Raw genomic sequence first — 21,736 nt, 5'->3', positions numbered from 1 at the left:
GGACTTGAACGCATTGACTCTATACGTATGTTCAGGGAGCATGGGGCACTGAAAGCCTGTATCGCAGGTGGAACACCCACCAGACGAGGGAGCAGGGCATGGAAGAGTTGACTGAACGCCAGCGGGAGATCCTGGCCTTCATCGTCAAGGAGACGGAGTCGCGCGGCTTTCCGCCGACCATCCGCGAGATTGGCGAGGAGATGGACATCCGCTCGACCAACGGGGTGAACGATCACCTCAAGGCCCTGGAGCGCAAGGGCTACCTCAACCGGGGCGAGCAGCAGAGCCGCTCGCTGGTGCCCACCAAGCGGGCACGCATGCTGTTGGGGCTGGGCGTGAAGCGGGAATCGGGCATGGTGGAAGTCCCCTTGCTCGGCAAGGTGGCGGCCGGCGCTCCCCTGCTCGCCCAGGAGAACGCCGAGGACTCGGTGCGCATCGACAGCTTCCTGCTCGGGGGCAACGGCAAGGAAGTGTTCGCCCTGCGGGTCAAGGGCCAGTCGATGATCGAGGACGGCATCTTCGACGGGGACTACCTCTTCGTGCGCAAGGCGGCCCAGGCCCAGCCGGGCGACATCGTGGTCGCGCTCATCGAGGACGAGGCCACCGTCAAGCGCTACTACCCCGAGGCCGACCGCATCCGCTTCCAGCCGGCCAACGCCACCATGCAGCCCATCTACGTGAACCGGACGGACTTCCGCTCGACCATGATCCTCGGCCACGTGGTGGGCGTGTACCGCAAGCTGCCCGGCGGCAAGCTGTAGTCCAGGACGTCTCCCCCTTCCGGGTCCGGTGACGCGCCCTCCCCCCACGGGGAGGGCCGCCTCCCGCCGGAAGGGGTCGCTTCACGGGGGCGGACCCCGATTCGCGCCCTCCCGTGAAACCGAATATTCGCTCCCCGCGTACCACCTCGCGACCGCCTGGACGACCCGGGCGGCGGGCCCAGACCCGGACATCCTTTTCGCCCCAAGCACCCGCCTCCTGAAGTCAGGACCGGGACGGGCCCGGCCATGGCCAGACATGTCGTTGACGTGGATGGAAACACAGACACGGCAATGACTTGCATTGCTCAAAGAAAAACAGTTAGAGTCGTTTCGCTCTCCCCCGGAGAGTCTGTCCTTCCCCACCCCGGAGCAATCCCATGAACAAGAAGCTGCTCGGCGCCGTCCTCGGAACCGTTGTCCTCGCCACCCCCGCGCTCGCCGCCGACAAGGCCGCCGCCAAGAAGCCGGCCGCCACCAAGGGCGCCCAGAAGGAGTGTGCCGCCGCCAAGGGCGCCGAGAAGGACTGCGCGGGCCACGAGCACGCCGCCAAGGGCACGGAGAAGGAGTGCGCCGCGAAGAAGGCCGACACCGCCAAGGGCGCCGAGAAGGACTGCGCGGGCAAGAAGGCCACCGCCGCCGATTCGAAGTAGTCTGTCTTTCCCAGGGACCCCGGGGGACTGTTCCCCCAGGGTCCCTGCCCTTCCCAGGGGAAAAGCCTCTCATGTCCGCCTCCATCCAAGGCATTGGTCTGGGCCTTCGCCGCGCCTTCGCCCGCGAGCTGCTCTCCACGGAGCGCCGGGTCGACTGGCTGGAGGTGACGCCGGAGAACTGGCTGGGTTTTGGCGGCGAGCGCGCGCGCGTGCTGGACGCCTGCGCCGAGCGCTGGCCCCTGGTGTCCCACAGCGTGAGTCTGTCCCTGGGGGGACCGGATCCCCTGGACACGGCACTGCTCGCGTCCCTCGAGGCGCTGCGCCAGCGCACGGACTTCGCCTGGTGGAGTGATCACCTCTGCTACTCGTCCGCCCAGGGCGTGCAGTTCCAGGATCTGCTGCCCCTGCCCGCGACGCAGGAGGCGGTGGAGCACGTGGCGCACCGCGTCCGCGAGGCCCAGGCCCGGGTGGACGCGCCGCTGCTCGTGGAGAACATCTCCTATTACGCGCACATGCCGGGCGGCCACCTGGACGATGCCGCCTTCGTGCGCGGCGTGGTGGAGCGCTCGGGCTGTGGCCTGCTCCTGGACGTCAACAACGTCTACGTCAACGCGCTCAACCACGGCTTCGATCCCTTCGCCTGCATCGACGCCATGCCCCTGGGGAGCGTGCGGCAGTTGCACCTGGCCGGGCACTCCCGGCAAGGCGGCCTCGTCATCGACACCCACGAGGGCCCCATCCCCGACGAGGTCTGGGCGCTCTACCGCCACACGCTGCGGCGCGCCGGACGCCTCATCCCCACCCTGGTGGAGTGGGACCAGGCCCTGCCGCCCCTGGACGAGGTGCTCGACGAGCTGGATCGCGCCCGCGCGCACGCCCACGCGGCGCTCGGGACGCGGGAGGACGCGGCATGAAGCTGAGCGACTTCTTCGCCACCGTGACGCCCTACCTCCAGGGCCAGGCCGCGCACGCGCCCACGGCCCGGGCGCTCTTCGGGGACACCTCGGGCCCCGACGCCGAGCGCTGGGCCGTCTACGGCGAGCTGTGCCGGCTGCGCCGCCTCGACATCCTGGAGAGCCTCTATGCGCACTGCGCGCGCGTGGTGCGTCAGCTTCAGGGCCCGGAGGCCTGGGCCGCGCTCGTGGAGGCGTACTTCCAGGCCCACCCCATGCGCGCCGCGGAGCTGAACGCCAACGGCGCCTGGCTGCCGGAGTTCCTCGCCCACTACGCGCCGGCCCACGGGCTGCCCGACTGGCTGCCCGAGCTGGCGGATCTGGAGTGGTGCGAGTGGGTCGTGCTCGTCGCGCCGGACGAGGCGCCCGCGGGGCCCCGCCCCTGTCTGGATCCCGCGGTGGACCTGCGGCCCTACACCCACGACTTCGTGAGCTGGATGGACAGCGACCCCCGCGAGCGCGCCGAGGCGCCCGCCCCGGGAGACCACCTGGTCCTCTTCTGGCGCGAGGGCACGGGGGGCTACCGGCGCGAGAACGCCTCGCCCCTGGAGCTGCGGGTGCTCAAGGCGCTGCACGAGGGCCTCGCGCTCGACGCGGTGGCCCGCGAGGCCGGCCTCCCCGTGGAGGCGCTGACGTCCGTGCTGGAGGCGCTCACCGAGGCGGGCGTGGTGCGCGGCTGACGGGAGGCGCCCGCCCGCGCCGCTCAGCCCCCGGCGTCGCGCACGAAACCCAGCACCAGCACGAAGTGCAGCGCGCAGGCGGCCAGCGTCAGCGCGTGGAAGACCTCGTGGTAGCCGAACACCGCGGGCACGGGATTGGGCCGGCGCAAGGCGTAGATGGCCGCCCCGGCGCTGTAGAGCACCCCGCCGCCCAGGAGCAGGGCGAGCTGCCCGGAGGACAGCGCGGCCCGCACGTCCCCGAAGTACGGCACGATCGTCCAGCCCACCAGCAGGTACACCGTCGCGCTCACCCACTTGGGCGCGTGGGCCCAGAACAGGGCCTGGATCATGCCGAGCGACGCGGTGGCCCAGATGGCCGCCAGCAGCGAGTCGCCCACCGGGCGAGGCAGGGCGAGCATGCACATGGGCGTGTAGGTGCCCGCGATGATGAGCGAGATGCAGGCATGGTCCAGCCGCCGCATCAGGGCCCGCTCCCGGGGCCGCCAGGTCGGGCGGTGGTACGTGGCGCTCACGGCGAAGAGAATCACCGTGCTCGCGGCGTAGATGGCCGAGGCCCAGGCCGCGCGAGGCGTGGGCGAGAGGGCCACCAGCACCACCCCCGCGCCGAACGCCACCTGCGCCGCGCTGTGGTGCAACACCCCCCGCAGCCGGGGCTTCACCAGGGCCACGGCCTTCCCTACCGACAACTCCCCTTCGGACGACATCGCCTCCACCTTTCCCACGTGCACCCTTGACGCGGCGCGATAGTGGCAGATGTGGAGGCAGTCCCCTCATCCGACGCGTCGTTTTCTCCGCGGCGTGCGTCCTGGGGCCTACGGGGTCGGGGTCGGCGCGGGGTTGCCCGCCTTGATCCACCGGGCCAGGCCGAGGGCCTCCTGCGTGGACATGAGCTCCGCGAAGCTGGGCATGGCCGTGCCGGGCCGGACCTTCTGGGCATCGAGGATCCACATGGCGACCGTCTCGTCGGGCTTGGCGCGCGCGTTGACGAGCGCGGGCGCGAACATGGCCCCCGGGCCGTGACAGTTGCGGCACTTGAGCTCGACGAAGAGGACCTCGGGCGGGCGCGGGGGCTGGGCGGCGGCGGCCCCACCGGCCGTCGTCGCCGGCTCCTTCTTGTCCGGACAGCCCACCAGGGGCAGCAGCATCAGCAGGGCCAGCGGGCCCAGGGGCCCGCGCGTGGTTCGGGTACGCATGGCCCCTCCTCTACCCGATTTCCCTGACACGGGTCGCGGGTCACGGCGGGGCCGGCGCCGCCGTGGCCTCCTCGGGGGTCACGGCCTCCTCGGGCTGGGGGTCGGCCGGCTTGTCGCCCGCGTCCTCGGCCGGGGTGTCGGCCGGGTCCTCTCCCTCGGGCGGCGCCTCGTCGGCCTCCGGGGGCGGCTCGTCCACCGGAGTCGCCGGGGTCTTCTGCGCGGCGGCGACGATGGCTTGCAGCGGTGCGTCGCGCCCCAAGCCGATGAAGGGCGCCCAGTGGTAGGGGTGCTTGTAGGCCTCGTGACCGCGCAGCGAGCGCATCGCCTCGCGCAGGGCCGCGACCCGGCCCCCGCCCGCCAACAGGCCCCGGTAGTACTCCTCCATGAGCAGGCGCGTGGTCTCGTCGCTCACCTTCCACAGACTCATCACCACCGTCTCCGCGCCCGCCACCATCAAGGCACTGCGCATGCCGTAGATGCCCTGGCCCTTGCGGACCTCGCCCCGACCGGTGTCGCAGGCGGAGAGCACCACCAGGTGCGTGCCCCACAGGTCCAACCCCGCCATCTCCATCGCCGTGACCATGGTGGCGTCGGGCCGCGGCGCGGAGGCCTTCGGCTCCAGGGCCCGCGCGCTCGCCAGGACGAGACCGGAGTTGAGCAGCGGAGTGAGTTGAGGGGGAGGAAGACCGCCCTCCATCGACTCCGTACCGACCACGCCCCGTGTGAGCGCGGACTCGGGAACGTCGCCCAGGAAGAAGCCGTGCGTGGCCAGGTGCAGGATGCCCGGGGTGGGCAGGTGCATGAGCTTCTCCTTAGTGGCCGCGGTCCCGACGAAGAGCTGGGCCTGGGGAAACAACTTCTGGATGGCCTGGGCCTCCAGCAGGGACCCTGTCAGCCGGGCGTACAGCTGTCGGGGCAGGATGGCCCGCGCGGAGCGGAAGAAGCGCCCGAGGACGCTGTCGGCGGCGAAGAGCTGCGAGGCATTGGACGGGGCGGAGGAGGGCGCGGCGGTGAAGTCGGGATCGGCCAGGACGAAGATGAACGGCGAGGGTTGCTTCTCCTCGCGGGGCAGCAGCGTCCGGCCCGAGGTGAGGTAGATGAAGTCAAAGGAGTCCACGAGGAACTCCTGGCCGTTGTGGAGCACGGCGAAGGGCACCAGGCCCAGCTGCCCATCGGGGGACACGAACAGCCGGCGGGTGTCGCCCAGCTCGGGCACCAGCGGCGCGAAGGCGAGGCGGTAGAGCGTCTGGGCGTGGGCCTTGGAGTCCTCGCCCTGGTTGGCCAGGCTGTAGAGCAGTCGCGTGGCGGCGTCATCGATGGGCCGCGCGGGCCCCAGGTCCACCATGCGCGTGGAGCCATCCGGGAAGAGCAACAGCGCGAGGTAGCCCAGGGGCTTGTCGCCCTTGCCCCGGGCGGGGCTCGGGGTGGTCTCCGCCGAGCTGTCCTCGTAGACGATGTACTCGACCAGCGCGCTGCCCCGGGGGATGGCCTCGGTCACCCGGGTGACGATGTCCGCGGCGGCCGGCAGCGCGGTGCGCGCGCGCAAGGTCGCCGAGCGCTTGGCGAGCTCCTGCTCGATCTTGTCACCCTCGTCGGACAGGGCCTTGAGCTGGTCCTGATAGATCTTGGCGTCGAGCGCGCCCGGACCCGCGAGCGAGCGCGAGGCCAACTGGGTGCGCAGGCTGCGCAGCTTCTCCAGCAGGTCCCGGTCCTCCGCGCTCAGGCTCTGGGAGAGGATACGGGAGATGTGGGCCGACTCCTCCACGGCGCGCCCCTTGCGCAGCAGCACGGCGCTCAGGGCCAGGTGCCGCACCTGGGCGTCGTCACTGTAGGCGCGCAGCAGCTCGTAGAGCCGCTCCTCGGAGACCCTCAGGTCGCGCAGGAAGGCGGACAGCCGCGACTCGGAGAAGTCGAGCGACTCCTGGCGCAGCCGCTGCTCGGAGATGCCGAAGGCGCGGGTGTAGAACGGCAGGGCATCCCCCAGCCGCCCCTGGGCCAGGCGCAGCTGGGCGAGCTGATCCAGGGAGTCCGCGACGTCGGGATGGTTCTTGCCCAGGGCCTGCTCGCGGATCTCCAGCGCGCGCAGGTAGTACGGCTCGGCCTCGTCGAACACGCCCTGGGCGCTGTAGAGGTTGGCCAGCTCGTGCAGCGACGTGGCGACGTGCAGGTGCTTGTCGCCCAGGGTCTTGAGCCGACACTCCAGCGCGAGCGTGTAGAGCGGCTCGGCCATCACCTGCATGCCCTGGGCGTTGTAGAGGTGGGCCAGCTCGTGCAGCGACGTGGCGACGTCCGGGTGGCACTCGCTCAGCGAGGTCTCGCGAATGGCGAGCGCGCGCATGTAGAGCGGCTCGGCCTTCTCGTACATCCCCTGGGCGCTGTACAGGTTGGCCAGCTGGCTGAGGGACTCCGCCACGTCCGGATGGCTCTTGCCCAGCAAGGTCTCGCGCAGCTCGAACGCGCGCAGGGACGGCGGCTCGGCCCGCTCGTACAGGCCCTGGACGCTGTAGAGCTGGGCCAGGTGGTGCATCGTGGTGGCCACGTCGGGATGCGTCTCGCCCAGGGAGCCCTCGCGCAGCTTGAGCGCGCGCTGGAAGAGGGGCTCGGCCTGGCTGTAGAGGCCCCGGGCGCCGTGGAGGATGGCCAGGTGGTGCAGCACCGTGGCGACCCGGGGATGGCTCTTGCCCAGCGTGGCTTCCAGGATGGGCAGCGCCTTCTGGTAGAGGGGCTCGGCATCGGCATACTTGCCCTGGGCGCCGAGGAGCCGGGCCAGGCCCTCGTGGGAATCGGCGAAGTCGGGATGGCCCTTGCCCAGCAGCTCCTCCCGCAGCTTCAGCGCCTCCACGTACAGCGCATCGGCGTCCGTGTAGCGCCCCTGCGCGGCACGCAGCCGGCCCAGGGCGTGGAGGGACTCGGCATAACGGGGATGGTTCTTGCCCAGGGAGGCCTCCCGCTGCTGAAGGGCCTGCAGGTAGAGCGGCTCGGCCTGGCTGTAGAGCCCCTGGGCGAGATAGAGGTCCGCCAGGGCCTGGAGCGACTCGGCGAAGGCGGGAGAGTTCATGCCCAGGGCCTTGCGCGACTTGAGCGCGCGCTGCAGCAGGAGCTCGGCGCGGCTGTAGAGCCCCTGCGTGCTGTAGAGCATGCCCAGGTGGTGCAGCGTGGTGGCCACATCGGGATGGCTCTCGCCGAGCGAGACCTCCCGCAGCGAGAGCGCGCGCTGGAAGTAGGGCTCGGCCCGGCCATAGAACCCCTGGGCGCTGTAGAGCACGGCGAGGTTGTTCAGGGACGTGGCCAGATCGGGATGGCTCTTGCCGAGGGATGTCTCCCGGATGCCCTGCGCCTGGAGCATCCACGTCTCGGCATGGTCGAGGTCCCCCCGGAGCCGACACAGCTCGCCGATCAGATCCAGGAAGTCGGCGACCTTCGGGTTGGCGTTGCCGAGCACGGGCGCCCAGAGATCCAGGCCCTTCTTGGCCAGCTCCTGGGCCTCGTCGTACTTCCCGGCGTCCCTCGCCTTGAGGACGGTGTCGTAGTCCTTCTGGGCCATCTGGAGCCGGGCATCCGTGCTCGCCGGGACGATCCCCGCATCCGTACCCGGCTCCACCAGGACGGTCCCCGCGTCCGCGTCCGCGAGGACGACGACGACGCCCGCGTCCGGCTCCACCGGCACGCTGCCCCCGTCCGCTGAACTCGCGAGCACGACCACCAGCATCCAACCCAACATCTGACCCATGAAGTGACTGCTCCCGGCCGGGAATGAACCCAGACATGCGAAGGCCTGTCCCGGCGGACATGACCTGCGGGGTCAGCATTACCAGGGGGCGCGGGGAGCAAACAAGCCCCACCCGGGAAGTCGGGGGACGCGGGTCCGACGCGGCGGGGGGAGAGGCCTTCTCGTCTCGGGAGGATGACGGGAGAGGTTATTTCGCGCGAGCGACGCATAACTTCCGCCTGACGACGCACGAGGTTCGGTGGAGAGAATAATTCAGGGAATCAACGACGGCACGGGCGTGATGCCACGCAAGGGCGCATCGCTGCCTACGGCGATGAAGGAGGCCCAGTCATGGGGATGGGGATGGGTCTTCCGAAGCGAGCGCATGGCCTCGCGCAGCGCGGAAGCCCTCCCCCGCCCCGCCAGGAGGCTGCGGTAATAGCCATCCATGAGCAGGCGCGTGGCGTCGTCGTCTACTTTCCACAAGCTCATGACCACGGTCTCGGCGCCGGCCACCACCAGGGCGCGACGCAAACCGGAGATGCCCTGCCCCAAGTGTACATTCCCCCGGCCGGTGTCACAGGCGGAGAGCACCACGAGCTGAGTGCCCCACAGGTCGAGCCCCGCCAACTCCAGGGCAGTGACCAGGGAGGAATGGGGACACGCGGGCGCGGTCCCCCCCGCTTGCGACTCACTCAAGACGAGACCGGAATTGAGCAGAGGCTCCTGCTGGGGCGGCGGGAGGCAGTCCCTTGAGCCGATGAACCCCAGCGCTCGAGCGCCCGGGACGGAGGGCGAGTCGCCGAGGAAGAAGCCATGCGTGGCGACGTGGAGGATGCCTGGAGTGGTCAAGTGCAACAGCCGCTCCTTGGTGGCGTCGGCGCCGAGGAAGAGCCGCGCTTGGGGCAACAGACGCCGTATTCCTTCCGCCTCCAGCAATGTGCCGGGAAGTGCCTCCCAGGCATTCCGGCTTGGGTCCACAGGCTCCGAAAGGAGAAGGCGCGAGTGCTGGAGCGGAGCGGCGACGGACGGAACCGCGCTTTTCCCCGAGGCGGTAGGAGCGGAAAACCGTGGATTGGCGAGAACAATGACAGAGGAGGCTGGATCGCCTTGCTGGAGACGAGGCAACAACTCACGTCCGGAGGTGACGTAGGTGAAGTCAAACGAGTCCACCAAGTAGCCCCGGCCATCGTGAAGGGCGGCGAAGGGAACCAAGCCCAACTGACCGTCGGGAGACAGCACGAGACGACGGGTCTTCCCCAGCAAAGGCAACAAAGGAGCGAAGACACGCGAGTGGAGTTCCCGCGCCCTGACCTGCGCGGACAGTTCCTTGCTCGTCAGGGCCTCACGAAAACGTGAGATGGCGGCATCAAGGGACTCCGCCCGGCCCAGCGCCACGGCACGGGTGGACGCATCCGGAAAGAGCACCAAAGCGAGGTAATAGGACTGACCTGCGCGCTTCGCTGTGGGGACACCAGCTTTGGGTGAAAGGGGTTTGTCCTCATAGTCGATGAACTCGATCAGGGCACTGTCCTTGGAAAGCGACCTGGCTACCCGGTCGATGATGTCCCAAGGACCAGGCAGCGCGGTGAGCGCACGCAGAGGCGCCGAACGACTGGCTAGGTCCGCCTCGATCATGTCGCCGTGCTTAATCAAGCTTTGATACTGCAGCTGGTAGGCCTCTGCAGGCGAGGCACCAGGCCCCTCGAGCGAGAGGGCCGCCAGTTGGGTACGCAAGCCTCGAAGCCGCTCGAGTGCCTCCTGGTCCGCCTCACCCAACTTCTGGTTGAGGATGCGGGAGACGTTGGCGGTCTCCTCGAGAGAACGGCCTTTGCGTAGAAGCACGGCACCCAGGACCAGACGACGCACTCGGGCGTCGTCCGGGTGAGCACGCAGCAGTGCATACAAAAACTGCTCATCCTCGCGCACATACTTCAAAAACTCAGAAAGACGCGACTCTGAAAAGTCGAGCGCTTCAACCCGCAGGCGCTGTTCGGTGATGGCGAAGGAGCGAGCAAGAAGGGGCAATGCCTCGGCAAGGCGATGCTGCCCCAAACGCAACCGTGCCAGAGAGTCAAGCGATTCGACGACGAGGGGATGGCTCTCGCCAAGAACCTTCTCCCGTATGGTGAGCGAGCGCCTGAGTAGAGGCTCTGCCCGTTCGTACAACCCTTGGTCCGCGTAGAGATCGGCTATACATCTGAGCGAATGGGCGACTTCGGGATGCTCCTCGCCAAGGGCCGCCTTCCTGATGGAAAGAGCGCGCTCGAATAAAGGCTCGGCTTGGCTGTACAAGCCCTGATCCGAGTAGGCGATAGCGAGATTGTTAAGCGTCCTGGCGAGATCGTGGTGGCCAGCATCAAGGCTTGCCTCCCTGATGGCAAGTGCACGCTGGAGGAGTGGCTCGGCTTGGCTGTAGAACCCCTGGTTTAAATAAAGCGCGGAAAGCGAATTGAGCACTTGGGCGACGCGGGGATGATTTTTGTCGAAGGAGGCTTCCATGATGCCGATAGCTCTCCGCAAAAGAGGCTCGGCCCTACTGTACAGTCCCTGCTCCGCGTAGAGGGCGGCGATACTGCTGAATGAGTCAGCGACATCAGGGTGATTCGGACCAAGGACGGCCTCTCTGATGGTGAGTGCACGCTGAAGGAGGGACTCGGACAAACCATACAATCCCCTATCCGAATAGAGGTTGGCGATGTTGTTGAGTGAGTCCGCGACGTCAAGGTGATTTGGACCAAGGACGACTTCCTGAATGGCAAGTGCACGATGATGGAAGGACTCGGCCTGATGATACAACCCTTGCACCCAGTAAAGGGCGGCGAGATTGCTGAGCAAAATGGCGACATCAGGATGATTTGGACCAAGGGCCGCCTCCCGGATGGCGAGCGAGCGCTGAAAGCGGGATTCGGCCGAGTTGTAGAAACCCTGTTCCATATCCAGGGCGGCTAGGCTGTTGAGCAAGACAGCGACGTCGAGGTGATTCTTTCCGGATGTCGTCTCCAGAATCGTGAGCGCACGTTGTAGAAGAATCGCTGTCTGGCTGTACATTCCTTGGTCTTCGTAGAGATTGGCGAGATTGTTGAGCGCGCGGGCAACATCGGAGTGGTTTGGGCCGAGAATGGCCTCCCGGATGGCAAGCGCTCGCTCGAACAAGGACTGGGCCTGTTCGTACGAGCCCTGCATTTGGTGCAGGTAGGCAAGTAGGTTGAGCGACTGAGCGACCTCAAGATGATCCTGCCCGAACACCGATTCGCGGATGGCGAGAGCGCGCACGAGGACTTGCTCGGCATGAGCCATGTCCCCTTGTCGAAGGTAGAGTTCACCCAACAGATTCAAGCAACTGGCGACATCTGGATGCGCATCGCCAAGGATTTCCTTCCTGAGCGCAAGCGCATGCTCGGCTTGTACCAAGGCTGCGGAGTACCCGCCCGATTCCTTGAGTTTCGTGGCCACGTTGATGGCGGCTTGAGCCTCCAGCAGCCTCGCATCCATTGACTGGCGACCTGTCTCTATTGCCGTCGCACAGCCCAAGGTCATCACCAACATCCAACCAAAGACCCAACGCATCACCCCTCCATTTTTAGGGGGAAGTCTGCCTGTATCTCAAGCCAGGGGCAGCGACAGGATGAAGCGGGCGCCGCCCTCGGCGCGGTTCTCCGCGTGGAGCGTGCCGCCCACCCGCCCGACGTACTCCCGGCACAGGGCGAGCCCCAGGCCCGTGCCCTTGCCCGGGGGCTTGGTGGTGAAGAAGGGCTCGAAGAGCCGGGACAGCGCCTCGGGAGGGATGCCCGGCCCGTTGTCCTCCACCTGCACGCGCACGTGGTCCGTCTCGCGCCACGCGCGCACCCGGATGAGGGGCCGACGCGGGGGCTGGGCCTGCTCGATGGCATCCACCGCGTTGAGCAGCAGGTTCACCATCACCTGCACGATGTGCCGCTGGCCCAGGCGCACCGGTGGCAGCGCCGCGCCGAGCTCCAGCGCCACCTCGGTCCCGTCCCCCAGCCGCACCGAGGCCAGGCGGCCCGCCTCGCGCAGGGCCTCGGCCAGGTCCCCCTGCTCCTCCTCGCCCATGTGCCCGGCGCGCGAGAAGTCCTTGAGGTCGGTGACGATCTGCTGGATGCGCAGCACGCCCTGCTGGGTCTCCTCGAGCAGGCTCTTGAACTCCTCGCGATCCAGGGGCCGCGCGGGGTCGTCCGCCTCGCGCGTGAGGTAGCTCAGGTTGGCCTTCACGAAGGCCAGGGGGTTGTTCACCTCGTGGGCGACCCCCGCGGCGAGCTGCCCCACCAGCACCAGCCGCTCCACCTCCGCGCGCTCGCGCTCGGCGCGGCCCCGCAGCCGCTCGCTCTCCGCGAGCCGCTCCAGGGCCTGCAGGCGCTCCTCGTGGGCCCGCCGCTGGGCGTGGATCACGCGCTGGTAGAGCCGCGTGCCCAGGAAGGCCAGCGTCAGCAGCGCGAGGCCAAAGAAGGCCTGGAGCACCACCAGGCGCAGCGGCCTGCGATCCAACAGGCTCACGGTCATCATCGCGACGAGCGCCGTGAAGCCGCTCACCAGCGTGGGCAGGCTGCTGCCGGGCGTGAACAGGGCCAGCATGAATGGCAGGGCGCCGAAGATGTGGATGTAGGGACTGGCGGGCCCGCCGCTCCAGTGGACGAAGAGCGTCGCGGACAGCAGGCCGAACAGGCCCCCGAGGATGCCGGCCCGGGTCGACGTCAGCCAGCCCCGGCCCAGGGTCAGCACCATGACGAGGAACGCGCCGATCAACACCAGCTGGGAGAGCACCAGCGGGACGATCAGCTCGCCCGACACGAGGCAGTGGAACAGCAGGCCACACACGAGGCAGATCGCCCCGTTGAGGTAACTGCGCCGCTGTGCGTCCAACAGGGCCTGAGCGTCGGAGGGATCGGACACCATGCGACGCGGAATGCTACGACGGGATTCGCGGTCTCAAGGACACTTCTTGAGCTTCGTGCCGGACTGAGCAATGCGCTCGCAGGCCGAGGCCACCATCCCCTCCTGCTTGAGCTCCCGGGCGAGCGTGGCGGTGCGCAGCTGCAGCGCCACGTCCTTGGCGTGGTCCGGCTCGGCGCTCAGGCTGGAGAAGATGCGCAGGGCGTCGGGCTTGCGGCCGAACGCGACGAGCAGCTCCGCCAGCTCGGTCATCTCGCGCACGTCCGAGCCGGACACGGTCTCCAGGGCCTTGTTCAACTCCTGCTCGGCGGCCTCGCGCTCGCCGCGACCCAGGTGCAGCCGCGCCAGGGCCACGTGGATGATGGCGCGATCCTTCACGCGCAGTGACTCGCGGTAGGCGGCCTGCGCGTCCCCCGGCTTGTCCAGCTTCATGGAAATTTCACCGACCAGCTCCCACAAGGTGGGATCCCGCGGGGACTTGCTCGCGGCCTCGCGGTAGGCGGCCGCGGCGCCGGGCAACTGCCCCGCGCGCACCAGCTCGTCCCCCTGCGCCGTGAGCAGCTGCGGATCCCTCAGGCCCTTGGCGATGACGTCGGTGAGCAGTTGGAGCGCCTCGGCATGGCGCCCCTCGGTGGTGAGCAGGTCCACGGCGCGCATCACCAGGCCGGCCTTGAGCGCGTCCGGGCTGACGTCGGCGGCGAGCAGCAGGTGCTTGAGCGCGGGCTCCTTCTCGCCGCGCTTGAGGTGCAGCTCCGCCAGCTGCTCGAGCGCGTTGTAGTCGCGGGGATAGAGGGCCAGGGCCTTGCGCAGGGCGCTCTGGGCCTCGTCCACGTGACCGAGCTGGGCGTGGATGAAGCCCACCCGGCTCCAGTTGGTGGAGCGCTTGGGATCGTTCTTGAGCGCGAGCTCGAACTGGGCGAGCGCGTCGTTGAGCCGGCCCATGGACAGGTACACCTCGCCGAGCGCCGCGGGCAGGCGCGGATCCTCCGGCTGCAGCGTCTTCATGGTGTCGAAGGACTTGAGCGCCTCGTCGAAGTTGCCCTGGAGGTACTCGGCATTGCCCTTGATGTAGTAGCCCTCGGCCTGCTCCTTGGGGCCCGGCATCTTGGGCCCGTCGTCACAGGCCGCGCACAGGAGGAGGACGAGGGGCAGGACACGCCAGCGCGAGGACATGGGAGGAGGCTCCGGGGACTGCTAGAAGTGCCAGGCGAGGCCGGCGTTGAGATCCAGGTTGAGGCCGCTGCCCAGGCCCCCATCGGCGAAGCCGAGCGTGGCCTGGGCGAGGTTGGTGGAGACCTCGAGCTGCACGCCCAGGTGGTTGAAGAAGAGGTACTCCAGGCCCCCGAAGCCGATGACCGTGGGCAGCGCGCCCGTCTGGCGGAAGATGCCGAACTCGCCGAAGGACAGCTGCACGCCCAGGCCAAAGCCCCAGTAGGGCCGCAGGGGCCGCTCGATGTTGTGGTAGTGGCGCAGGCCGAGCACGCCCGGCAGCAGGTTGAGGCCGCCCTTGCTGTTCTCCTGGGTGGAGGACACGTAGGTGAGGCCCACCTGGGCGAACACCACCCACTCGGCATGGAACTGGTAGCCCAGCTCCACGTCGCCGCCCGGGTTGAACGAGGACAGGTTGGAGATGAGGCTGTTGTTGACCCGGAGGCCCGCGATGAACGAGCCGGCCCCGGGGGCCTGCTTCTCGCCGGACTCGGGCGTGGGCGCGGGGCGCGCGTCCGCCTGGGGCACGAGCGTGGCGAGGAGTTGATCCGCGAGCGCCACCGCGGCGCGCGGCAGGGCCTCGCGCGCGGCCACCTCCATGCGCGGCCGACTCAGGGCCTGTCCGGACTCCGCGTCCACGAGCGTGGTGGTGAGCAGGAAGCGCGAGCCGAAGGCGTCGATGCGGCCGGTGATGATGTAGCGGGCGCGGCGCGCGCGGGCCGCCTCGTCCTCGCACGCGCCGTCCTTGCAGGCCCCCGCCTCGCGCACCGCCTCCGCGTCCGCCTCGGTGGACACGAGCAGCCGCGGCGACTCGGCGAGCCGGCTCACCATGAGCGCGGTGAGGCCCGCGGCCTCGTCCCGGGCGCCCTCGTCCGCCTCCAGGGGCAGCAGCACGACACGCAGGGGCGCGGGCGTGGCGTCAGCGGCCCGGACGGGGGCGGCCGCCAGCAGCGACGCGACGAACAACGGCAGGAGGAGCAACGGCGGAAAGCGGCTCACGGGGCGCACACTCTAGTACCAGACGGTGGCGGGAGTTCACGACGCGGGCAGGGGGCCCAGGTAGTCGAGCGGATCGACCGGCTTGCCATCCACCCGCACCTCGAAGTGCAGCTGGGGGCCGCTCGTCTTGCCCGACTCCCCCACGGTGGCGATGACCTGGGCGCGCCGCACCTTCTGGCCGGTGCTCACGCGCAGGTCGCGGTTGTGGGCGTAGAGGGTGATGAGGTGCTCGGAGTGCCGGACGATGACGATGAGGCCATAGCCCCGCTGCTCCCCCGCGTACAGCACCTCGCCTTCCTGGGCCGTCTTGACGGGCGTGCCCGCGGGCACCGCCAGGTCGATGCCGTCATGGGGCTCGCGCCCCTTCTTGCCGAAGCGGGCGTACAGCACGCCCCTCAGGGGCCAGTCCAGGGTGCCCTTCGTCTCCGGCACGGGCCGGGCGGCGGCGCCCTTGGCCCCGGGCTTTCCCGTCGGCCGCGCCGCGGAGGCCGGCCGGGAGGACGCCGACGGGGCGCGCGAGGGCGTGGGCGAGGACTCGCTGGCCACGGGCACGGGCCGCAGCTCCGCGTGGGGGATGATGAGCTCCTGCCCCACGGAGAGCGAGCGGGGATCGTCGATGCCGTTGGCCGAGGCCAGGGCCTCCACGCTCACGCCGTGGTTGAGGGCGATGCGGTAGAGCGTCTCGCCCGGCGCCACGGTGTGTCGCAGGGCGATGAGCTCCGGCTCGGCGTGGGGCTCGCGCAGCTCGCCGAGCACCAGGGGCTGCCCGTCGGTGGGAATGGCGGAGGCGCCGCCCAGCGAGGACGACGTGAGCGCGCACCCGGTGGACGCGAGCAGCGCGAGCGGCACGAGCCACCCGGAGCGCGCCCAGCGGGCCGCCGCCCGCCCCGACCTCAATCCCCCCCCCTGCCCGCGCCCGCGAAGCCCTCGAGCGTCCAGCGCTCCAGCGCCTGGAGCGCCTGGAGATCCGTGAGCTCGAAGTTGAGCGGCGTGACGGAGATGCGGCGGTCGAAGTGCACGGCGTTGCAGTCGCTGCCGGGCAGGTCCTCGTGTTGATAGGAGGTGCCGCCGATCCAGTAGTACTTGCGGCCGCGCGGATCCTCCTTCTCCACCACGTCGTAGCCGTAGGAGTGGCGGCCCAGACGGGTGATGGCGTAGCCGGTGGGCTCGCCCTGGGGCACGTTGACGCTCAGGAGCATGCGCGGGGGCAAGGCGGGCTGGGCGAGCGCCGCGGCCACCAGCGAGCGGGCGAAGCGCGCCGCGGGCCGGAAGTCGAACGGCGGGCGCGACACGAGGCTGAACGCGATGCTGGGGATGCCCAGCAGCGCCGCCTCGCGGGCGGCCGCCACCGTCCCCGAGTAGTTGACGTCATCGGCCAGGTTGGCCCCGTGATTGATGCCGGACACCATGATCCGGGGCCGAGCATCCTTCATGAGGTGGTGCACCGCCAGATACGAGCAGTCCGCCGGCGTGCCATCCACGGCGAACCAGCGCTCGCGCACCGGGGTGATGCGCAGGGGGCGCCAGAGCGAGATGGCGTGCGAGGCCGCGCTCTGCTCGCGATCCGGCGCCACCACCCACACCTCGCCCAGCGGGGACACCGCGTCCACCAGGGCGCGCAGACCCTCCGAGAAGTAGCCGTCGTCGTTGGAGACCAGGATGCGGGGAGTCTTGTCGGACACGGCGCGGGCTCGCTCTCGGAGGGTCGGGGGTGTGGGGGTGCCTCGGGACTACTTCTTCGCCTTGGCCTGCAGGCCCTTGATGGACCGCATGCCCGCGTAGCGCGCGCCGGCGCCCAGCTCCTGCTCGATGCGCAAGAGCTGGTTGTACTTGGCCACCCGGTCCGAGCGCGACGCCGAGCCGGTCTTGATCTGACCGCAGTCGAGCGCCACGGCCAGGTCGGCGATGGTGGTGTCCTCGGTCTCGCCCGAGCGGTGGCTCATGACGGAGGTGTAGCCGGCCTTGTGGGCCATGCGCACCGCGTCATAGGTCTCCGTGAGGCTGCCGATCTGGTTGACCTTGACGAGGATGGAGTTGGCCATGCCGCCCTCGATGCCGCGGCTCAGGCGCTCCACGTTGGTGACGAAGAGGTCGTCGCCGACGATCTGGAGCGTATTGCCCATGACGTCGGTCATCTTCTTCCAGCCGTCCCAGTCGTCCTCGGCCATGCCGTCCTCGATGGAGACGATGGGGTAGCGCGAGGCGAGCTGCTGGTAGTAGTCGAGCAGGCCCGAGGCATCGAACTCCTTGCCCTCGCCCTTGAGCTTGTACTTCTTGCTCGTCTTGTCGAAGAACTCGCTGGCGGCCACGTCCATGGCGAGGAACACCTGCTCACCGGCCTTGAAGCCCGCCGAGGAGATGGCCTCCATGATGAGCTTGAGCGCCTCCTCGTTGGCCGGCAGGTCCGGGGCGTAGCCACCCTCGTCGCCCACGGCGGTGTTGAGCTTGCGGCCCTTGAGGATCTTCTTGAGCGCGTGGAAGATCTCCGCGCCCCAGCGCAGGCCCTCGGAGAACGAGGCGGCGCCGGCGGGCACCACCATGAACTCCTGCATGTCCACGCGCGTGTCCGCGTGGGCGCCGCCGTTGAGGATGTTCATCAGGGGCACCGGTAGGGTGCGCGCCTGGGAGCCGCCCACATAGCGGTAGAACGGCAGGCCGTGGGCATCCGCCGCGGCGCGCGCGGTGGCCATGGACACCGCGAGGATGGCGTTGGCGCCCAGCTTGCTCTTGGTGGGCGTGCCGTCCATCTCGATCATCTGCTGATCCACCGAGTACTGATCCGCCGCGTCCATGCCCAAGAGCTCGGGGGCGATGGTCTCGGTGATGTTCTCGATGGCCTTGCGCACGCCCTTGCCCAGGTAGCGGCCCTTGTCTCCATCCCGCAGCTCGAGCGCCTCGTGCTCCCCGGTGGACGCCCCCGAGGGAACGGCCGCACGGCCCTTGGCTCCACCCGCCAGCAGGACCTCGGCCTCCACGGTAGGGTTGCCACGGGAGTCGAGCACTTCACGCGCCACGATTTGAGCGATCTCAGTCATGGCGCGCGGTTCTAGAGGACAGGCTCGGACCTCGCAAGCTTGCTCACCGGGTTGCTACACTGCCGCCCGCTCCATGCCTCCGCGCCGCCCCATCGCCCCCGCCGCCCCCGATCCCCACCCCCGCTCCCGTGGCCGCGGCGCCCTCATGGGCCTGGTGGTGGGAGACGCGCTGGGCTCGCCGCTCAAGTCGCGCAACCTCCTCGCCCCCGTCTTCCCCACGCTCGCCGAGGGCGTGCACCGGGTGCTGCGCGCCGGAGGCCCCTTCGAGCTCAAGAAGGGCCAGGTGGGCGAAAGTGGCCAGATGGCGTGCTGTCTGGGCGTGGGCCTGCGCGAGCTGGGCACCTATGACGCGAACGAGCAACTGCGCCACTACCTGCGCTGGCAGCGCTCGGCCCAGGGCATGAGCCCGTTCACCGAGGAGGTGATGACGGAGCTGCTCGAGTCTTCCCTGCCCAAGGCCCTGGCGGCGCGCCGGGTGTGGCTGCGCGGGGGGCGCAAGGTGGCGCTCAACGGCAGCCTCGCACGCACCGCCCCCCTGGGCGTCTACTTCTACCGGGATCAAGACACGCGCCTGCGCGCCTCGTTCGCCGACTCGGCCCTCACCCACTTCGATCCCCGCTGCCAGCTGGCGTGCGCCACGCTCAACGCCTCCATCGCCCACGCGCTCGGAGCGGGCGAGGGCCTGGACGCCCCCTCGCTCCTCACGGCGACCTTGAGCGAGCTCACCCTGGCGAGCGCCATGCTCGGCCGCCTGATGCCCGACCTCGTCTACGAGATCTCGGTGGCCACGGCGACGATTCGCGAGGACCTCGACGCGGCGCGCCAGGACGATCCCCAGCTCTACTGGCCCGAGCTGCACATGCACCGCAAGCCCACCCTGGTGCGCGTGGCGTTGCGCCTGGCGTACTGGGAGCTCCTGCACGCGCCCACCTTCGAGGCGGCGCTGGTGGACGTCATCAACCGGGGGGGAGATGCGGACGTGAACGCCGCCGTCACGGGAGCGCTGCTGGGGGCGTTTCACGGCGAGGAGGCCATTCCCTCCGACTGGTCCCAGGGCGTGCTGGACGCCCTGGGGCCCAGGGACGGGGCCTTGTGGAACACCTACCATCCCCGGCAACTGCTCACGATCGCGCCGGAGGTGGGTGAATAGGACCGGCGGAGGCTAGCTCCGCAGGTCGATGACGATGACGCCGCGCTGCGGCTTCTCGTCGTCCTCGGCGTCGGAACGGCGGCGCGGACGGTCGTCGGGCCCCGGGAGGGGAATCTCCAGGACGGGGCGATCGCGATCGTCGCGGGTGCGTTCCCGGCGCTTGATTTCCTCGATGATGAAGGCGTCGAGCATGGGTTCGGTCTCTCCCCTCAGCCTACGTACCACTGCGTCCTACCGCCACCCGACTGCCGGTCTCCCGTCACCCGTGGGCTCCTTGGAACTTCAAGATGCAAAATAAGGCCCTCGGTCCTTTCTGGAGATGCGCCCGCCGGTGGGGCTTGCCTGCCTGTCCGCCGCCCGACGACCGGGACGACGGGACGCTCCAGGGATTCAGGGCTGTCCATCTCTGAATAGGGGGAACGTTGACCAGATTGTAATCCAGCCAGTCCGCCCCGCAAGCGGCACCGCGCGTCTCAGTAGTGCCTTCCGGATAGTTGCGGGTCGTAGGGGGCCCAGGCCGGGGGAGGAGCCCGCCTCCCCTCCCCGGCCCCCAGCAACGGGTGACTCAGGGGGTGACTCAGGTCGACTCGGCGCGGCGCTTGAACGCCTCGAGCATCTTGGGCAGGGACGTCTCGGTCAGCTTGTTGACGATCGCCTTGGGCACCAGGGCGCCCAGGGCCATGTCCACCGTGTAGGTGGCCTTGGTGCGGCCCTCGCCCTCGGGCTCGAGCACCCAGCTGCCCTGGTTGTCCTTCATCACCTCGCCCTCGACGAAGGTCCAGGACATGCGCCGGGGCCGCTCCTCCTTGACGAGGATGGTGTAGCGGATGGTCTTGATGACATCCACCTCGTAGTGGACCTTGACCTCATTGCCCTTGCGGTCCGAGGTCCAGACCTTCTTCACCTCGGACAAGAACTCCCCGTACTTGTCGTAGTTGGTGATGACGTCGAAGAGCTTCTCCGGGGGGGCGTTGATGACGATGGAGCGAGTGGCGCCAGCCATGGGGCGTGTTTCTCCGCGGTGAAAGAGGAACTCGGAAGGGGAAAACTCCGAGCGGGGATTCTAGAGGTTGTAGCCGGGCTTCTTGTCGAACTTGTGGCGGGACTGGATGAAGCGCACGGTGCCGGACTTGCTGCGCATCACCACCGAGTGCGTCTCGCACCCGCCGCCGAAGAAGCGCACACCGCGCAGGAAGTCGCCAGTGGTAACGCCCGTGGCGGCGAACATCACGTCGCCGCTGGCCAGCTCCTCGGCGGTGTAGATCTTCGACATGTCGGTGATGCCCATGCGCCGGGCGCGCGCCACTTCCTCGTCGTTGCGCGGCACGAGCCGGCCCTGCATGTCCCCGCCCACCGAGCGCACGGCCGCCGCGGCGATGACGCCCTCGGGCGCGCCGCCGGTGCCCATGAGCACGTCCACGCCCGTGTCCTCGAAGCAGGTGGCGATGGCGCCCGCCACGTCCCCGTCCTCGATGAGGCGGATGCGCGCGCCCGCGGCCCGCACCTCCTTGATGAGGTCCACGTGCCGCTCGCGCTCGAGGATGATGACGGTGAGGTCCGTCACGTAGACCTTCATGCGCTCGGCGATGGCGCGCAGGTTCTCCGTGGGGCTGCGGCGCAGGTCGATGGCGCCCTTGGCGCGCTGGCCCACGGCGATCTTCTCCATGTAGGTGTCCGGGGCGTTGAGCAGCTTGCCCTTGTCCGCCATGGCCACCACGGAGATGCCGCCCGGGCGGCCGTAGGCGCACAGGTTGGTGCCCTCGAGCGGATCCAGCGCGATGTCCACGCCCGGGTCGTCCGCCTGGCGGCGGCCCACCGGCTCGCCGATGTAGAGCATGGGCGCCTCGTCGCGCTCGCCCTCGCCGATGACGACGGTGCCGTTGATGTGCAGGGCGTCGAAGGCGCGACGCATCGCGTCCACGGCCGCCTGATCCGACTCGTTCTTGTTGCCGCGGCCCATGAGCCGGGCGGAGGCGATGGCCGCCATCTCGGTGACGCGCACCACTTCCATGGCCAGGTTGCGATCCATCGGGGGTGTCTCCTTCGGGGTTGGGGAAAGACGGGGAAAGGCGGAAGGGGGTTCAGCCGGCCTGACGCACCCGCTCGACGATCGCGGGCGGCAGGCGCGTGGGCTTGCCATCACGGCCCACGCAGGCGTGTACGGTGCGGCCGGTGCACAGCAGGAGCTCGGGCGCGTCCTGGCGCCGCAGCTCGTAACTGAAGGTGAGCGAGGCGCGCTTGAGCTCGCTCACGTGGGCGCGCACGAGCAGCTCGTCGTCGTAGCGCGCGGGAGATTTGTAGGCCGCCGTGGCCTCGATGACGGGCAGCAGGATGCCCTCCTCGCGCTCCAGCACGCGGTAGCTGCCGCCGCGCGCGCGGAAGTACTCGCCTCGAGCGAACTCGAAGTAGCGGAAGTAGTTGGCGTGGTACACGACCCCCATCTGGTCCGTGTCGCCGTAGATGACTCGGATGCGTGCCTCGACCAT

At 69.2% G+C, this 21,736-nt stretch carries 19 protein-coding genes; 5 read left to right on the top strand and 14 right to left on the bottom strand.

Features of this window, described 5'->3' with window-relative positions:
* Positions 1 to 98: 98 nt before the first annotated feature.
* The 4 genes from lexA (at position 99) to I3V78_RS19675 (ending at position 3,044) form a co-directional block, all read left to right on the top strand.
* The gene (lexA, locus tag I3V78_RS19690) at positions 99 to 761 is read left to right on the top strand and encodes a transcriptional repressor LexA (protein WP_204490006.1); all 663 of its coding nucleotides are present in this window, start codon (positions 99 to 101) and stop codon (positions 759 to 761) included.
* Positions 762 to 1,138: 377 nt separating this feature from the next.
* Positions 1,139 to 1,411, top strand: coding sequence for a hypothetical protein (locus I3V78_RS19685; protein ID WP_204490005.1), 273 nt, complete (start codon positions 1,139 to 1,141; stop codon positions 1,409 to 1,411).
* A 71-nt stretch (positions 1,412 to 1,482) separates the two neighbouring features.
* A complete protein-coding gene (locus tag I3V78_RS19680; RefSeq protein WP_204490004.1) occupies positions 1,483 to 2,325 on the top strand; it encodes an MbnB/TglH/ChrH family RiPP precursor modification enzyme in 843 nt (280 codons plus the stop codon).
* Positions 2,322 to 3,044: an HvfC/BufC family peptide modification chaperone gene (locus I3V78_RS19675; RefSeq protein ID WP_204490003.1), complete on the top strand. Its 723-nt coding sequence runs from the start codon at positions 2,322 to 2,324 to the stop codon at positions 3,042 to 3,044. The genes I3V78_RS19680 and I3V78_RS19675 overlap by 4 nt, the downstream gene beginning before the upstream one ends.
* Before the next feature lie 23 nt (positions 3,045 to 3,067).
* Here I3V78_RS19675 and trhA read toward each other — a convergent pair whose 3' ends face one another.
* From trhA to eno, 10 genes are all read right to left on the bottom strand, one after another.
* Positions 3,068 to 3,748, bottom strand: coding sequence for a PAQR family membrane homeostasis protein TrhA (trhA, locus tag I3V78_RS19670; RefSeq protein WP_204490002.1), 681 nt, complete (start codon positions 3,746 to 3,748; stop codon positions 3,068 to 3,070).
* Between the two features lie 108 nt (positions 3,749 to 3,856).
* Positions 3,857 to 4,237, bottom strand: a complete 381-nt coding sequence (locus I3V78_RS19665; protein WP_204490001.1) for a c-type cytochrome — start codon at positions 4,235 to 4,237, stop codon at positions 3,857 to 3,859.
* A 40-nt stretch (positions 4,238 to 4,277) separates the two neighbouring features.
* Positions 4,278 to 7,967, bottom strand: a complete 3,690-nt coding sequence (locus I3V78_RS19660; RefSeq protein WP_204490000.1) for a CHAT domain-containing protein — start codon at positions 7,965 to 7,967, stop codon at positions 4,278 to 4,280.
* Between the two features lie 252 nt (positions 7,968 to 8,219).
* Entirely contained in the window at positions 8,220 to 11,516 is a 3,297-nt protein-coding gene (locus I3V78_RS19655; protein WP_204489999.1) for a CHAT domain-containing tetratricopeptide repeat protein, read from the bottom strand.
* Positions 11,517 to 11,552: 36 nt separating this feature from the next.
* The gene (locus tag I3V78_RS19650; RefSeq protein ID WP_204489998.1) at positions 11,553 to 12,860 is read right to left on the bottom strand and encodes a sensor histidine kinase; all 1,308 of its coding nucleotides are present in this window, start codon (positions 12,858 to 12,860) and stop codon (positions 11,553 to 11,555) included.
* Positions 12,861 to 12,893: 33 nt separating this feature from the next.
* Complete coding sequence (locus I3V78_RS19645) at positions 12,894 to 14,030, bottom strand: tetratricopeptide repeat protein (protein ID WP_204489997.1); 1,137 nt, start codon at positions 14,028 to 14,030, stop codon at positions 12,894 to 12,896.
* 21 nt (positions 14,031 to 14,051) lie between these two features.
* A complete protein-coding gene (locus I3V78_RS19640; RefSeq protein ID WP_338023673.1) occupies positions 14,052 to 15,065 on the bottom strand; it encodes a hypothetical protein in 1,014 nt (337 codons plus the stop codon).
* A 36-nt stretch (positions 15,066 to 15,101) separates the two neighbouring features.
* Positions 15,102 to 15,962 carry a M23 family metallopeptidase gene (locus tag I3V78_RS19635; RefSeq protein WP_239576494.1) on the bottom strand — a complete coding sequence of 287 codons (861 nt, stop codon included), beginning with the start codon at positions 15,960 to 15,962 and terminating at the stop codon, positions 15,102 to 15,104.
* Positions 15,959 to 16,747 (bottom strand): 5'/3'-nucleotidase SurE, encoded by a 789-nt coding sequence (gene surE, locus I3V78_RS19630; RefSeq protein ID WP_204489995.1) that lies wholly within the window; start codon positions 16,745 to 16,747, stop codon positions 15,959 to 15,961. Before surE ends, I3V78_RS19635 begins: the two co-directional genes overlap by 4 nt.
* Before the next feature lie 48 nt (positions 16,748 to 16,795).
* On the bottom strand, positions 16,796 to 18,100 hold the full coding sequence (gene eno, locus I3V78_RS19625; protein ID WP_204489994.1) for a phosphopyruvate hydratase: 1,305 nt from the start codon (positions 18,098 to 18,100) through the stop codon (positions 16,796 to 16,798).
* A 73-nt stretch (positions 18,101 to 18,173) separates the two neighbouring features.
* On the opposite strand from eno, the gene I3V78_RS19620 reads away from it, so the two are divergent.
* Positions 18,174 to 19,250 carry an ADP-ribosylglycohydrolase family protein gene (locus tag I3V78_RS19620; protein ID WP_204489993.1) on the top strand — a complete coding sequence of 359 codons (1,077 nt, stop codon included), beginning with the start codon at positions 18,174 to 18,176 and terminating at the stop codon, positions 19,248 to 19,250.
* Positions 19,251 to 19,262: 12 nt separating this feature from the next.
* Here I3V78_RS19620 and I3V78_RS19615 read toward each other — a convergent pair whose 3' ends face one another.
* From I3V78_RS19615 to I3V78_RS19600, 4 genes are all read right to left on the bottom strand, one after another.
* A complete protein-coding gene (locus tag I3V78_RS19615; protein WP_204489992.1) occupies positions 19,263 to 19,442 on the bottom strand; it encodes a hypothetical protein in 180 nt (59 codons plus the stop codon).
* 385 nt (positions 19,443 to 19,827) lie between these two features.
* Positions 19,828 to 20,253, bottom strand: coding sequence for a type II toxin-antitoxin system RatA family toxin (locus I3V78_RS19610; protein ID WP_204489991.1), 426 nt, complete (start codon positions 20,251 to 20,253; stop codon positions 19,828 to 19,830).
* A gap of 60 nt (positions 20,254 to 20,313) precedes the next feature.
* Entirely contained in the window at positions 20,314 to 21,279 is a 966-nt protein-coding gene (gene glpX, locus I3V78_RS19605; RefSeq protein WP_204489990.1) for a class II fructose-bisphosphatase, read from the bottom strand.
* A gap of 52 nt (positions 21,280 to 21,331) precedes the next feature.
* Entirely contained in the window at positions 21,332 to 21,736 is a 405-nt protein-coding gene (locus tag I3V78_RS19600) for an acyl-CoA thioesterase (protein WP_204489989.1), read from the bottom strand.

It is taken from the genome of Archangium primigenium, from assembly GCF_016904885.1.
In the GTDB taxonomy this organism is placed as follows: Bacteria; Myxococcota; Myxococcia; order Myxococcales; family Myxococcaceae; genus Cystobacter; species Cystobacter primigenius.
This window is presented reverse-complemented; position numbering and strand designations above follow the sequence as displayed.